The sequence below is a fragment of the Fibrella aquatilis genome (assembly GCF_017353255.1).
Classification (GTDB): Bacteria; Bacteroidota; Bacteroidia; order Cytophagales; family Spirosomataceae; genus Fibrella; species Fibrella aquatilis.
In genome coordinates this window covers 224,579-238,130 of record NZ_JAFMYU010000001.1, presented here as the reverse complement: position 1 = coordinate 238,130, position 13,552 = coordinate 224,579, and the positions used below count along the sequence as shown (strand labels likewise).

General features: G+C 58.1%; 13 protein-coding genes. 7 read left to right on the top strand and 6 right to left on the bottom strand.

All coding sequences use genetic code 11. The features are described from left to right. Nucleotides 1-121: 121 nt before the first annotated feature. The gene (locus J2I48_RS00940) at nucleotides 122-1,333 is read right to left on the bottom strand and encodes an acyl-CoA dehydrogenase family protein (RefSeq protein ID WP_207333501.1); all 1,212 of its coding nucleotides are present in this window, start codon (nucleotides 1,331-1,333) and stop codon (nucleotides 122-124) included. 86 nt (nucleotides 1,334-1,419) lie between these two features. Between J2I48_RS00940 and yiaA the strand changes: the two genes are divergently transcribed. From yiaA to J2I48_RS00925, 3 genes are read left to right on the top strand one after another with little or no spacing between them, the layout of a single operon-like run. After that, a complete protein-coding gene (gene yiaA, locus J2I48_RS00935; protein WP_207333500.1) occupies nucleotides 1,420-1,827 on the top strand; it encodes an inner membrane protein YiaA in 408 nt (135 codons plus the stop codon). Beyond that, the gene (locus J2I48_RS00930) at nucleotides 1,824-2,627 is read left to right on the top strand and encodes a carboxylesterase family protein (RefSeq protein WP_207333499.1); all 804 of its coding nucleotides are present in this window, start codon (nucleotides 1,824-1,826) and stop codon (nucleotides 2,625-2,627) included. The genes yiaA and J2I48_RS00930 overlap by 4 nt, the downstream gene beginning before the upstream one ends. A 22-nt stretch (nucleotides 2,628-2,649) precedes the next feature. Then, entirely contained in the window at nucleotides 2,650-3,582 is a 933-nt protein-coding gene (locus J2I48_RS00925) for an ROK family protein (RefSeq protein WP_207333498.1), read from the top strand. Between the two features lie 74 nt (nucleotides 3,583-3,656). Here the strand turns inward: J2I48_RS00925 and J2I48_RS00920 are convergent, their stop codons facing one another. After that, nucleotides 3,657-4,226 carry a D-sedoheptulose-7-phosphate isomerase gene (locus J2I48_RS00920; protein WP_207333497.1) on the bottom strand — a complete coding sequence of 190 codons (570 nt, stop codon included), beginning with the start codon at nucleotides 4,224-4,226 and terminating at the stop codon, nucleotides 3,657-3,659. Nucleotides 4,227-4,305: 79 nt separating this feature from the next. Between J2I48_RS00920 and J2I48_RS00915 the strand changes: the two genes are divergently transcribed. From J2I48_RS00915 to J2I48_RS00900, 4 genes are all read left to right on the top strand, one after another. Continuing rightward, nucleotides 4,306-5,916, top strand: coding sequence for an NAD(P)/FAD-dependent oxidoreductase (locus J2I48_RS00915; RefSeq protein ID WP_207333496.1), 1,611 nt, complete (start codon nucleotides 4,306-4,308; stop codon nucleotides 5,914-5,916). Between the two features lie 75 nt (nucleotides 5,917-5,991). Continuing rightward, a complete protein-coding gene (locus tag J2I48_RS00910; protein WP_229375700.1) occupies nucleotides 5,992-6,858 on the top strand; it encodes an alpha/beta fold hydrolase in 867 nt (288 codons plus the stop codon). Between the two features lie 156 nt (nucleotides 6,859-7,014). Beyond that, nucleotides 7,015-7,845, top strand: a complete 831-nt coding sequence (kduI, locus tag J2I48_RS00905) for a 5-dehydro-4-deoxy-D-glucuronate isomerase (protein ID WP_207333495.1) — start codon at nucleotides 7,015-7,017, stop codon at nucleotides 7,843-7,845. A 20-nt stretch (nucleotides 7,846-7,865) separates the two neighbouring features. After that, nucleotides 7,866-10,280 (top strand): glycoside hydrolase family 95 protein, encoded by a 2,415-nt coding sequence (locus J2I48_RS00900; protein WP_229375697.1) that lies wholly within the window; start codon nucleotides 7,866-7,868, stop codon nucleotides 10,278-10,280. A 19-nt stretch (nucleotides 10,281-10,299) separates the two neighbouring features. Here J2I48_RS00900 and argB read toward each other — a convergent pair whose 3' ends face one another. Genes argB through J2I48_RS00880 form a run of 4 tightly spaced genes read right to left on the bottom strand, consistent with a single transcriptional unit; the run spans nucleotide 10,300 to nucleotide 13,522 of the window. Further along, nucleotides 10,300-11,082: an acetylglutamate kinase gene (argB, locus tag J2I48_RS00895; RefSeq protein ID WP_207333494.1), complete on the bottom strand. Its 783-nt coding sequence runs from the start codon at nucleotides 11,080-11,082 to the stop codon at nucleotides 10,300-10,302. 6 nt (nucleotides 11,083-11,088) lie between these two features. Next, entirely contained in the window at nucleotides 11,089-12,066 is a 978-nt protein-coding gene (locus J2I48_RS00890) for a Rossmann-fold NAD(P)-binding domain-containing protein (RefSeq protein WP_207333493.1), read from the bottom strand. Nucleotides 12,067-12,113: 47 nt separating this feature from the next. Then, nucleotides 12,114-12,350 (bottom strand): GxxExxY protein, encoded by a 237-nt coding sequence (locus J2I48_RS28600; protein ID WP_207333492.1) that lies wholly within the window; start codon nucleotides 12,348-12,350, stop codon nucleotides 12,114-12,116. A 38-nt stretch (nucleotides 12,351-12,388) separates the two neighbouring features. After that, nucleotides 12,389-13,522: an aspartate aminotransferase family protein gene (locus tag J2I48_RS00880; RefSeq protein WP_207333491.1), complete on the bottom strand. Its 1,134-nt coding sequence runs from the start codon at nucleotides 13,520-13,522 to the stop codon at nucleotides 12,389-12,391. Nucleotides 13,523-13,552 lie beyond the last annotated feature (30 nt).

Sequence of the window (13,552 nt, the reverse complement as noted above, 5' to 3'; positions counted from 1 at the left end):
TAAGGTTCAAGCGGTCCGCCGCTGCGGGTCTTAAAGTTGGCTTACGCGAGAATATGCTTGCGTAAGCCAACTTTAGACCCGCAGCGGCGGACCGCTTGAACCTTAGACGTTAAACGCCTTTCTATTTAAACGCCGATATACCCGTGATTTCAGCGCCCAGGATGAGCAGGTGAATGTCGTGGGTGCCTTCGTAGGTGACTACCGATTCGAGGTTCATCATGTGGCGCATGATGGGGTAGTCGCCGGTGATGCCCATGCCCCCCAGGAGTTGACGGCAGGTGCGGGCCACGCGCAGGGCCATGTCTACATTGTCGCGCTTGGCGAGTGAGATTTGGGCGGTGGTGGCGGTGCCTGCGTTCTTTAGCATCCCCAGCCGCCAGCAGAGCAACTGCGCCTTGGTAATGTCAGTCAGCATTTCGGCTAACTTCTTCTGTACCAGTTGAAACGACGCAATCGGCTTGTCGAACTGGATGCGTTCGAGGGTGTATTTCCGGGCGGCTTCGTAACAGTCCATGGCGGCTCCTACAGCCCCCCAGGCAATGCCGTAGCGGGCCTGGTCGAGGCATTGCAGCGGCGCTTTTAGTCCGGCAGCTTCGGGCAACAGGTTTCCTTTCGGCACCTTCACGTCGGTAAACGTCAGTTCGCCGGTGCGGCTGGCACGGAGTGACCATTTCCGCTCGATCTCGTTGGTTGAAAAGCCCTCCATACCCCGCTCTACAATGAGGCCGCGAATCTTACCCTGCTCATTTTTGGCCCAGACCACGGCTACGTCGGCAATGGGGGCGTTGGTGATCCAGAGCTTCGACCCGTTGAGCAAAAAGTAGTCAGAACGTTCAATAAAGGCTGTTTCCATGCCGCCGGGGTTCGACCCGTGGTTAGCTTCGGTGAGGCCAAAACAGCCCACCAACTCCCCCTTTGCCAGTTTGGGCAGGTATTTGGCTTTCTGCTCGTCGGAGCCGAAGGCGTAGATCGGGTACATCACCAGCGAACTTTGCACCGACACCGTTGAGCGCATGGCTGAGTCGCCGCGTTCAATCTCCTGCATCATCAGCCCGTAGCTGATCTGGTCCAGTCCGCCGCCGCCGTACTCAACCGGCAGTGTGGTACCAAACGCCCCAATCTGCCCGAATTTGGCCAAAATGCCTTCCGGAAACTCGGCCCGCTGGGCGTGGTCGTCGATGATAGGCGTGATTTCGCGCTTTACAAAGTCGCGCATCGCCGACCGCACGAGCTTCTGTTCGGGGGTGAGCAAATCGTCTAGCTGGTAAAAATCCGGCGATTCAAACTGGTCGGGCTTTATCCGGGGCGAGGTGACAGTGGATTGTGCTTGCATACGGGGGTAACAGTCCATTAGCGGGGCTTGTTGCCAGTGGGGGCACTTTTTTCCTACCTTACCGCCTCAATCCTGTTCCTCTTCTAATGAACCAACAACCTTCTTCCGCTTTTATTGCCGCCTCCTGGGCCGCGTTGCTTATTGGTGCCATTGCCTACAACGTGGGTCTCTGGAACGCTACGATGGCCCTGAACGAGAAAGGCTACTATTTCACGATCCTGATGTACGGTTTGTTCTCGGCTATTTCGGTGCAAAAAAGCGTCCGCGACCGGCAGGAAGGCATTCCCGTTACCAACCTCTACTACGGTCTCAGTTGGGTGTCTACGCTGCTGGCCATTCTGCTGCTGATTGTAGGGCTATGGAACGCCACCCTCACCGCCAGCGAAAAAGGTTTCTACGGCATGTCATTCATGCTCAGCCTGTTTGCTGCTATTGCCGTACAAAAAAATACCCGCGACGCACAGACGGTCACGAAAGCAGCCAACCAGCCATGAACAGACTCCTAGTTCTTGCCGCCTTTCTCCTGAGCAGCTTTGCGGCCGCTGCGCAGGGTGACTTTGAAAAGCGTGATTATGCTACCAAAAACGGCCATACGCTCCCCTACCGCATTTTATTCCCGAAAAACTACGACCAGCCTGTTACGGGCAAAGCCCCCAAATACCCGCTTGTGCTGGTACTACACGGCTCGGGCGAACGGGGTACCGATAATGAAAAGCAGTTAACCCACGGGTCGAAGCTATTTTTGGACGAAGCCAACCGCACCAATTTTCCGGCGCTCGTGGTGTTTCCGCAGTGCCCCGAAGATATGGCCTGGTCGAGCATTCGGCTTAACCGGACCAAGATGCCCATCGAATTTGAATCGGGCTATGCCGACACGCTGACCTGGACCATGCAGGCCTGTTACGACCTCATTGCGCAACTGCAAAAAGACGAGCGCGTCGACAAGAACCGTATCTATATCACGGGGCTGTCTATGGGTGGCATCGGCACGTTTGAGGCCATTGCGCGTAAGCCCAAACTCTTTGCGGCGGCGGCCCCTATCTGTGGCGGTGGCGACACCACATCCTGCGCCACATACGCCCAACGCGTGCCACTCTGGGTGTTTCACGGGGCCGTAGATGCCGTGGTACCCCCCGAATTGTCGCGCCAGATGGTGGCCAAACTAAAGGCCCTGGGTGCCAACGTCACCTATACCGAATACCCCGGCGTGAACCACAACAGCTGGGACAATGCCTTCGCCGAAGCCCAGTTTTTGCCGTGGTTTTTCGCCCAAAACAAGAAAAAACGGAAGTAGTACTTTTGCGCTCCTGACCACCATGCAAGTAGGTATAGAAATTGGGGGTACCAAACTACAACTCGTTGTGGCCGAACCGAGAGGCGCTGTTACGCAACGATACGGGCAAACCATTGAGCGAGGTACACATGCCACGGCCATTCTCGCCTGGATAGACCAAACTATACGTCAGCTGACCAACCCACCAACAGCCATTGGTGTTGGCTTTGGTGGACCCGTTAATGCTGAAACAGGGCAGATTATCACCTCGCACCAAGTGTCGGGCTGGTCGGGTGTCAACCTGGCCAGTTGGCTACGCGAACGCACGGGCACTGCGCGGGTATGTGTAGAAAATGATGCCAACGTAGCCGCGTTGGGCGAGGCACTGTGCGGTGCCGGACAGGGTTTTCGGCACGTTTTCTATGTAACGCTGGGCAGCGGCGTAGGCGGCGGCATGGTGGTCGATGGGCGACTGTATCGGGGCAATTTGCCTGGAGAAGCCGAAATTGGGCATATTTGGGTCACACCACCCACCGCACACTCGCCCGGCCAAACGCTCGAGCAGGCCGCGTCGGGCTGGGCCATTGACCGGCAGATTCGCGAATTAATCCCGCAACTTCCGCCACATTCGTCCCTGCGACAATACGTCGAAGCCGCCAAACCAGGCGGTGAAGCCCGTTGGCTGGCCCCCGCCCTGGCCGACCATGACCCCGCCGCACAACAGGCAATAGACCAAGTTGGCCGCGTGATTGCCCTCGGCTTATCCTACGCTGTCCACCTGTTTCATCCGCAGGTGCTGGTGCTGGGCGGCGGCCTGTCGCTGGTGGGCGAACCCTTGCGGCAGGCCGTTGAGAAAGTGCTTCCACATTACGTAATGGCCGCTTTTCAGCCTCCACCCCCCGTTCGCCTGGCCCAACTCGGCACCGACGCCGTACCCGTAGGCGCATTGGCGATGCTGGGGGCAAATGAACGGTAAGTGGTGAGTGGTAAGTGGTGAGTTTGCTGCCGCTAGAATAGTGCGCTTGCGGCAGCAAACTCATCACTGACCACTCACCACTTACCGTTCATTTCAATAAAGCAATAACACAGCAGGTGGCAGATGGTCATTTGGGCATCCTCAACACGGCCAAAATGGGTGTCGGGCAGGCGAATGTGCTCGGTGGCGATGTCGGCTAGTGTGCCACCGTTGCCACCCACCAGGGCCAGCGTGGTTAGCTCGTGTGCATTGGCCCAGGCCACGGCTTTCACCACATTGGGCGACGACCCGCTCACGCTTAGGGCCAGCACCAGATCACCGGGGCGGGCGTAGTTCTGAAGCTGCCCGGCATACACGTCTTCGTAGGCGTAGTCGTTGCCCAGGGCTGTTATCCACGAGATGCTTTCATTCAAACACAGGCACCGAAACCGCTTCCCCATGCGATCTGAGGCGCTTTTGCCCAGGTCCGTCACAAAGTGCGAGGCGTTCATAGCGCTGCCGCCGTTGCCAAAGACGAATAACTGCCGGTCGTCGGTCCAGGCTTGCTGCAACATAGCCGCCCAACGGATCACGGTGTCGATGGGAATGGCCTGGTAGAGGGCCTGCTGTTTGGTTAGGTAGTCGGAGAAATAGGCGTTTGTCATACACGTTCAGGGGAAGTTCAGGCGTAAAATTGGTAAATTTGCGCTTGCGTTGCCGGATAAACACCGGCCCTTTTTCCGTATGATTCAGTCACTATCGCTGACCCTGCTGCCCGAACAGGGCCTGGACGAAGCGGCCTTTCGCGCCCACGTTCTCAACCACCTCCACCTGCCCGACACCCCCGACGTAGTGGTGCGCAAACGCCGCCAGTCCATCGACTCGCGGGGACGGCAAACCAAAGTCCACGTAGACGCCGACGTGTTTGCGGGCGAAACACCGCCCCCACTCATTCAGCACGGACTCACCTATCCTAACGTGGCCAACGCCCGGACGGTGGTGATTGTGGGCGCTGGTCCGGCGGGGTTGTTTGCGGCGCTGCGGCTGATTGAGCTGGGTCTGAAACCTATCGTGCTGGAACGCGGCCCCGACGTGCGGGCGCGGCGGCGCGACCTGGCGGCCATCAACAAAGACCACGTCGTCAATCCCGAATCGAACTACTGTTTCGGCGAAGGTGGCGCAGGTACCTACTCCGACGGCAAGCTTTACACCCGCTCCAGCAAGCGCGGTGACATTCGGCGGATTTTGGAAATCTTCGTGGCCCACGGCGCTACCGAGCAGATTCTGGTGGATGCCCACCCGCACATCGGCACCAACAAACTCCCCGCCGTGGTGGCAGCCCTCCGCACCAGTATCCTGAACGCAGGCGGAGAGGTGCATTTCAACACCAAAGTGGTTGACCTCCTCCTCGAAGCCGACCAGATCCGGGGCGTGGTCACCGCCGACGGGCAGGAACATACGGGCCTAGGCGTGATCCTGGCCACGGGTCACTCGGCGCGGGACATCTTCCAGTTGCTCCACCAACGCGACGTACTCATCGAGGCCAAAGCCTTTGCCATGGGCGTTCGGATTGAGCACCAGCAATCGCTCATCGACACGCTACAATACCACCTGAACCCCCACCACAGCACCCAAACGCCCAATTTGGGCCGGGGGGAGTACCTGCCCGCAGCTTCGTACAGCCTGGTGACACAAACCAAATTCGGCGGCGTAGAGCGGGGCGTGTTTTCGTTTTGCATGTGCCCCGGCGGGTTCATTGTCCCCTCGGCCACGGCCCCCGGCGAACTGGTCGTAAACGGCATGTCGCCCTCGCGGCGCGACTCGAAATGGGCCAATTCGGGCCTGGTCGTGGCCATTACCGACGCCGACCTGAAGCCCTACGGCGGGCATGGTCCCCTGGCCGGACTGATGCTGCAACAGGCCATTGAACAACGGGCCTGCCACGTGGCCAGCCCGGCCGGTAGCCCGTCGCAAACGGCCCCGGCGCAGCGCATCAGCGATTTTGTGGATGGGCGCGTGTCGTCGTCGCTGCTCGACACATCCTACCAGCCGGGCCTACTGTCGGTTGATATGCGGGACGTGTTGCCCGACCATATTGCCCAGCCCCTACGGCAGGGCCTGCGCGATTTTGGTCAAAAAATGCGGGGCTACCTCAGCAACGACGGGCAGCTGATCGGCATCGAAAGCCGTACGTCCTCGCCCGTCCGCATTCCCCGCCACCGCGACACCTGCGAACACCTCACCACGCGGCGGCTATTCCCCTGCGGCGAAGGCGCGGGCTACGCCGGAGGTATTGTCTCCGCCGCCATGGACGGCGAACGCTGCGCCAATGAACTGGTGGCACTATATGGGTAATTTTGGGTCACTAGGTGGCTTCGCGCTTCAGGCCGGAACGCCGGACCGCCTATAACAGCTAACCGAAAACGTCCATTGACTTCCACCTACATACAAACAAACGGCATCACGCTTCATGTGATGGAGGCGGGGCCGACTACCGGGCCGCTGGTGATTTTGCTGCACGGTTTTCCAGAATTTTGGTACGGCTGGCGGGCACAGCTAACAGGCCTGGCCGACGCCGGTTATCGCGTGTGGACACCCGACCAACGGGGGTATAACCTCAGTGATAAACCCGTTGGCAGTCAGCACTATAGCATTGATAAACTCGCAGCCGACGTGCTGGGGCTGATTGACGCGGCGGGGGTCGACAAGGCCATTGTTGTTGGGCACGACTGGGGTGCGGTGGTGGCCTGGTGGCTGGCCGCAACCCACCCAAACCGCATTAGTCGGTTGGTGTGCATGAACGTGCCGCACTACGCTGTAATGCTCCGCTTTTTGCGAAAGAGCCCTCGTCAGCTGCTCAGAAGCTGGTATACGGCGTTCTTCCAGATCCCGTGGTTGCCCGAATGGCTGGCGCAACGGGTTAACTACTGGAGCATGGTGCGCAGCCTGAAGCAGAGCAGCCGCCCCAGCACTTTTTCCGAAGCCGACCTGACCGCTTACCGCACGGCCTGGTCGCAGCCGGGACCATCGGGCGCACCTGCTCTGCGCACCATGATTCACTGGTACCGCGCCTTTGCCCAGCACCGCCCGCCCCTGCCCCCCTCCGACCGCATCACGGTACCCACGCTGCTCATCTGGGGTGCGCAGGACGCGTTTCTCCTCCGCGAGCAGGCCCAGCCCAGCATCGACCTCTGCGACAACGGACAGCTAGTATTCTTCGAAAAGGCTACCCACTGGGTGCAACACGAAGAAGCCGCTGCTGTGAATGACCTGTTAATCCAGTTTTTAAAGGGCTAGGTTTCGCCAAACTGTGCAGGCGGTGGCTGGTAGAAAACAGCCAGTTACGCATTTGAACGTAATGTTGGCTATCATCATTTGTGGTGGTGATGCTGACCTTCTTCTACCCATTCACGACGCACTGGCTACCGGCCTGCGCACATTAATCACGGCTACATGCAGGTACGTTATGCGGTTAGTCCCGCTGAAACAAAGCAGTTTACCACCACCCAACTGCGCGACAATTTCCTGATCGAATCGCTCTTTGAGACGGGCACAATTCAACTGGTTTACAGCCACTTCGACCGCGTTATCATTGGCGGCGTTATGCCCGGCAACCAACCCGTTCAGCTACCTACCTACGACGAACTGAAAAGCACGTTCTTCCTCGAACGCCGCGAACTAGGTGTGATCAACATCGGTGGATTGGGTACCTTAACTGTTGATGGTCGGGCAGTTAGTCTCGACAGGCTAGACTGCGTGTACGTTGGGCGTGGTAGTCAAACCGTCACCTTCAGCAGCGATAATGCAGACCAACCCGCCCAGTTTTATTTGCTCTCGGCACCCGCCCATGCCGATTATCCTACCCGGAAAGCAGGCAGCAGCGAGGTATTTTCGGCCCCGATGGGGGCTTCGGCCACGGCCAACGAACGGGTTATCTACCGCTACATTCATCAAGACGGCCTGCAAAGTTGCCAGCTGGTCATGGGCCTCACGATCCTGAAGCCGGGTAGCGTCTGGAACACCATGCCCGCTCACACTCACGACCGACGCATGGAAGCCTACCTGTATTTCGACCTCGACCCGGCGCACCGGGTGCTGCACCTGATGGGGCAACCCCAGGAAACCCGACACCTGGTGGTCGCCAATGAACAGGCCATTATCTCGCCACCCTGGTCAGTGCATTCGGGTTGCGGTACAGCCAACTACGCGTTTATCTGGGGCATGGCGGGCGAAAACAAAGACTACGCCGACATGGATATGACGGCCATTGCCGATCTGAAATAATGAGGTAAAACAACGTTTTCATGATGAAACAATTTCTGCTTTTCAGTCTGCTAACCGGGCTTGCTACGCACGTAATTGGCCAGCGAACAGGCACTGTTCAGGCCGACAAAACGCTCTGGTATCGGCAACCAGCGACCTACTTTGAAGAGAGCCTGGTACTGGGCAACGGCACACAGGGAGCTACTGTCTTTGGCGGTGTGCAGTTAGACAAAATCTACCTCAACGATGCCACGCTCTGGTCGGGTGAACCCGTGCGGGCCGACATGAATCCCGAAGCGTATAAAAACGTGCCGGCCATCCGCGATGCGTTGAAACGGGGAGACTATAAGGGTGCCGACGAGTTACACAAAAAGCTGCAAGGCAAATTTTCGGAGTCATACGCGCCTCTTGGCACCCTGTTTATCGACCTCGCCCACAGCCCGACCGCCCAGAATTACTACCGGCAACTGAATCTGGCCGATGCCGTGTCGTCGGTGCGGTATGAGGTAGATGGCGTCACCTACACCCGCGACTACTTTGTGTCGCAGCCCGATCAGGTGATGGTTATCCGGCTGACGAGCAGCAAAAAAGGGGCGCTCTCGTTTTCGGTACGGCTAAACAGCTTGCTCAACAACAACGTATCCGCAGCCAGCAACACACTGAAGATCAAGGGTTACGCCCCCATCCATGCCGAACCCAGCTACCGGGGCAACATTCCCAACTCGGTGGTATTCGACCCGGCGCGGGGCACCCGGTTCACCACCCTGGCCAAACTTAAAGCAGGCGACGGCACACTAACCACCACCGACAGCACCGTGGGCATCAGGGGCGGCACCGAAGCCCTGATCTTCGTAGCCATCGCAACCAGCTTCAACGGTTTCGACAAGAACCCCGCCACCAACGGCCTGCCCGACGAGTCACTCGCCACCAACCGGCTGAACAACGCTTTTGCCAAATCATATACCCAGCTCAGGCAGGCGCATACAACTGATTATCAGCGCTTTTTCAACCGTGTCAGCCTGCAACTGGGACCGGGCACCGCCCCCGCCCTACCCACCGACGAGCGCCTGCAACGCTATGCCGTGGGCACAAAAGACACCGACCTGGAAGCACTTTACTTCAACTTCGGGCGGTATCTGCTCATCAGCAGTTCACGCACGCCTAGTGTGCCCGCCAACTTGCAGGGCATCTGGAACCCCTACATGCGCCCGCCCTGGAGCAGCAACTACACCACCAACATCAACGCACAGGAAAACTATTGGCCCGCCGAAAACACCAACCTGTCGGAGATGCACGGGCCGCTGCTCACGTTTATTGGCCAACTGGCCAAGACCGGGGCCGTCACTGCCCGTACGTTCTACGGCGTGGGCGGCTGGTCGGTGGCGCACAACTCCGACATCTGGGCCATGACCAACCCTGTGGGTGATTTTGGCCAGGGCGACCCCATGTGGGCCAACTGGAACATGGGCGGGGCCTGGCTAAGCACCCACCTCTGGGAACATTTCACCTTCACGCAGGACAAAACATACCTACGCCAACAGGCCTACCCGCTCATGAGGGGGGCAGCCCGTTTTTGCCTCGCCTGGCTTGTGCCCGACTCAACGGGCAGGCTCATCACCTCGCCGTCGACTTCGCCCGAAAACCAGTTTCTGACCCCCACCGGCTACCGGGGTAGTACCCTCTACGGCGGCACCGCCGACCTGGCCATAATCCGCGAATGCTTTCTGCAAACGAGCGCCGCGGCGAAGCTACTGGGCACCGACCCCGCCTTCCGCGACAGCCTGGACCGGGCACTGATGCAGTTGTACCCCTACAAAGTGGGCAAGGCGGGCAACCTCCAGGAATGGTACTACGACTGGCGCGACGTTGACCCCAAGCACCGCCATCAGTCGCATTTGTTTGGGCTGTATCCCGGCCACCACATCCGCCCCGACCGCACGCCCGACCTGGCTCAGGCTTGTCGTAAGACACTGGAAATCAAAGGCGACGAAACCACGGGCTGGTCGAAGGGGTGGCGCATTAACCTCTGGGCACGGCTCTGGGATGGCAACCACGCCTACAAAATGTACCGCGAACTGCTGCACTATGTCGTGCCCGACGGCGTGAAAACCGACTATGCACGGGGTGGAGGCACCTACCCCAACCTGTTCGATGCCCACCCTCCGTTCCAGATCGACGGTAATTTTGGTGGCACGGCGGCGGTAGCCGAAATGCTGGTGCAGTCTGACGAAGGCGAAATCAGGCTACTACCTGCCCTACCCGATGCCTGGGCGGTGGGGTCAGTGCGGGGCCTGCGGGCGCGGGGTGGCTACGAACTGGCCCTGGAATGGGCAGGCGGTAAGCTGAAAACGGTGACGGTATTCTCCACAACAGGTGGGCAAACGACCCTCATCAGCGGTGGTAAAACCAAAGCCGTTTCGATGAAAGCAGGGCAGTCGCTGAGGGTGAACTGGTAACAATCTGACGAACGAATCCCTACAACGTAAGCGTGGTGCCCGCCGTGCCAGACAAGGCGGCTGGTACCTCGTCGGCGTGGCAGATAATAACGCGTTTTACCCCGGCGCTGAGAGCGGCAAAGGCGTTGTCGAGCTTGGGGATCATGCCTTTATTGACGGTCCCGGCCGTTTTGTGGTCGGCATATTGGGCGGGGGTAAGCTGGCCAATCACGCTGGATTCGTCGTCGGGGTTGGCCAGTACGCCTTTCTTTTCAAAGCAGTACACCAGCGTGACGTCGTTGTGAAAAATCATATCGACGGCAATGGCCGAGGCCAGGGTATCGGCGTTGGTATTGAGCAGATCGCCCGTTTCGGCAAAGGTAAGCGGGGCAAAAACCGGCACCATATTCTCCCGCGTGAACGACTGAATCCGGCCCGAATCGATCTCGATAATGTCGCCCACAAAGCCGTAGTCGATGGTCGTGACGGGCCTTTTCTGGGCTTTTATAACGCCTGCATCAGCACCAGTCAGGCCAATGGCATTGCAATCGAGTACCTGTAACTGACTCACAATCTGCTTGTTAACAAGCCCCCCATACACCATCGTGACCACGTCGAGCATGGCCTTGTCGGTAATCCGCCGACCATCGACCATGGTGGTTTCCACACCCAGCTTCCGGGCCACTTCGGTGGCAACTTTGCCCCCGCCATGCACCAGCAGCCTGTCGCCAGCCAGGGTTGAGAATAGGGTCAGAAAGCGCGTCAGCGCAGTAGGGTTGTCAATGACGTTACCCCCAATTTTGAGTACGGTGAGTGGATTCACGGAAGACTACTTTAAACTGAGCAATATTTCCCTAAGCACGGCTTGCGCAGACCATTCGCGGTTGGCGGCCTGCTCAATGACAAGCGACTGCGGGCTGTCGAGGACTTCGTCGGCTATTTTCAGGTTGCGGCGCACGGGCAGGCAGTGCATCATCTTGCCTTCGTTGGTCAGCCGCATCTTGTCCATCGTCACAGCCCAAGCGGGGTCCTGCGTGAGCACTTGTCCGTAATGGGTGTACGACGACCAGTTTTTGCCGTAAATAAAATCGGCACCGGCAAAGGCTTCGTCCTGATTGTGATACACGCGGGCATTGCCCACAAACTGGGGGGCTAGTTCATAGCCTTCGGGGTGAGTGACCACAAACTCGATGTGGCCAGCGGCGGCGCGGGCGTTCATCCACTCGGCAAAAGAGTTGGCCACGGCCTGCGGCAGGGGCTTGAAATGCGGCAACCAGGTCAGCACCACCTTTGGCCGGGCGGGCATAATCGTCGATTTCACCCGTGCTTCTTCTATCGTGATGCAGTCGGCCAGGGATTGCAGCGGGTGCCGCGTAGCCGATTCCAGGTTCACGATGGATACGCCCGCGTATTTAGCGAACTGATTCATTACCAGTTCTTTATAGTCCAGCTCGCGATCTGTCAGCCCAGCAAAAGCGCGGATAGCAAGAATGTTGCAATAGCGACCCATAACGGCGGCGGCTTCGCGAACGTGCTCGGCTTTGTCGCCGTTCATGAGCACGCCGTCTTCCATTTCCAGCCCCCAGCTGTCGGACCCCACGTTGAGGGTCATCACGTTGAGACCCAGGTTCCTGGCGGCCTTTTCGGTGCTGAGGCGGGTGCGGAGGCTGGAGTTGAAAAACAGCAGGCCAATGGTTTTGTGGTGCCCCAGCGCCTCATCGGCAAAGGGGTTGGCTTTGGCATTCAGGCCCGACTGAATCAGCGCGTCGAGGTCGGTAACGTCGGCTAGGGAAAGGAAATTATGCATGATAAAGTTAAACACGGAGACATAAAGAACACACGGAGGGCATGGCGTTAATAACCATTCACCACACTTTTTATTCCATCGCGCAGGAGAGCTACATTAAAATTCAGAATCAGTCCATGCCGACAATCGGCTAACCTCAAATAAGTCAACGTCTGAGCTAGATGTACAGGTTGGAGCGAGACGACCGATTTGAGTTCAACGACCAGATCATGATTTACAAACAGATCAATTCTGTAGCCGACGTCGAGATAGATATGGTCATAGACATCTGATGTAGTAGTCATTCCTCTATGTTCTCCGTGAATCCTCTATGTCTCTGTGTTTAATTCATGACACTCACACACGTTGCCAGTGCTTCCAGGAACATATCGGCTTCATCGATGCCCAAGGCCAGGGAGGGCAGCAGGCGGATGGTATGTTTTCCAGCCACGCCCGTGAACTGTTTATGTTCAAACAACAGCTGATGACGGAGCTTATCGACAGGAAAATCATATTCAATACCAATCATCAGGCCGCGGCCACGCAGGTCGTTGTGTCCGCCAATCTGCCGGATGCCGTCCATGAGGTAGTTACCCACGCGGGTAGCGTTGGCCATCAGGGCTTCGTCGCGCATGATGTCGAGTACGGCAATACCCGCCGTGCAAGCCAGGTGGTTGCCGCCAAACGTGGTGCCCAGCAGGCCGTAGGAGGCTTGGAATTCGGGGGCGATCAGGATACCGCCAATTGGAAAGCCGTTGCCCATGCCTTTGGCCATGGAAATAATGTCGGCGCGGATGCCACTATGCTGATGCGAAAAAAACTGACCAGACCGGCCATAGCCGCATTGTACACCGTCGAGGATAAGTACGGCACCGGTTTCGTCGCATCGTTGGCGGAGGGATTTCAGAAACTCGTCTGAGGCCACCTGAATGCCCCCCACACCCTGAATACCCTCTACAATGACAGCGCAGGTATCGGTGGTGATGCCCGTTTTTGGGGCGTCGATGTCGTTGAAGGGCAGAAATGTAACGTGGTCCGTAGCGTTGACGGGTGCCACAATGGCGGGGTTATTGGTGGCGGCCACGGCCCCGGCGGTGCGCCCGTGAAATGACCCGGTAAACGCTACTACCTCCTTCCGGCCGGTATGAAACGAAGCCAGTTTAAGGGCATTCTCGTTGGCTTCGGCTCCTGAATTACAGAGAAATAAGGCGTATTCTTCGTGGCCCGACAGCGCACCCAGCTTGTCGGCGAGTTCCTGTTGCTGTGGGATCCGCACCGAGTTGGAATAGAACGAAATCTTATGCAGCTGATCCGTCAGCGCCTGCACATAGCGCGGGTGCGTATGACCCACCGAGATCACGGCGTGCCCCCCGTAAAGGTCGAGGTAGCGGGTGCCGTTGGAATCCCAGAGATAACTACCCTGCGCTCGCACCGGCTCGATGTCGTAAAGCGGATATACATTAAAAAGCTGTGCCATAGTCGTACGCCTGTCAGGTTGAAGGCGCAA

Excerpts from the sequence above, each read along its gene's own strand:
- J2I48_RS00940 (WP_207333501.1), bottom strand. The coding sequence starts at position 1,333 with ATGCAAGCACAATCCACTGTCACCTCGCCCCGGATAAAGCCCGACCAG.
- yiaA (WP_207333500.1), top strand. The coding sequence starts at position 1,420 with ATGAACCAACAACCTTCTTCCGCTTTTATTGCCGCCTCCTGGGCCGCG.
- J2I48_RS00930 (WP_207333499.1), top strand. The coding sequence starts at position 1,824 with ATGAACAGACTCCTAGTTCTTGCCGCCTTTCTCCTGAGCAGCTTTGCG.
- J2I48_RS00925 (WP_207333498.1), top strand. The coding sequence starts at position 2,650 with ATGCAAGTAGGTATAGAAATTGGGGGTACCAAACTACAACTCGTTGTG.
- J2I48_RS00920 (WP_207333497.1), bottom strand. The coding sequence starts at position 4,226 with ATGACAAACGCCTATTTCTCCGACTACCTAACCAAACAGCAGGCCCTC.
- J2I48_RS00915 (WP_207333496.1), top strand. The coding sequence starts at position 4,306 with ATGATTCAGTCACTATCGCTGACCCTGCTGCCCGAACAGGGCCTGGAC.
- kduI (WP_207333495.1), top strand. The coding sequence starts at position 7,015 with ATGCAGGTACGTTATGCGGTTAGTCCCGCTGAAACAAAGCAGTTTACC.
- J2I48_RS00900 (WP_229375697.1), top strand. The coding sequence starts at position 7,866 with ATGATGAAACAATTTCTGCTTTTCAGTCTGCTAACCGGGCTTGCTACG.
- J2I48_RS00890 (WP_207333493.1), bottom strand. The coding sequence starts at position 12,066 with ATGCATAATTTCCTTTCCCTAGCCGACGTTACCGACCTCGACGCGCTG.
- J2I48_RS28600 (WP_207333492.1), bottom strand. The coding sequence starts at position 12,350 with ATGACTACTACATCAGATGTCTATGACCATATCTATCTCGACGTCGGC.
- J2I48_RS00880 (WP_207333491.1), bottom strand. The coding sequence starts at position 13,522 with ATGGCACAGCTTTTTAATGTATATCCGCTTTACGACATCGAGCCGGTG.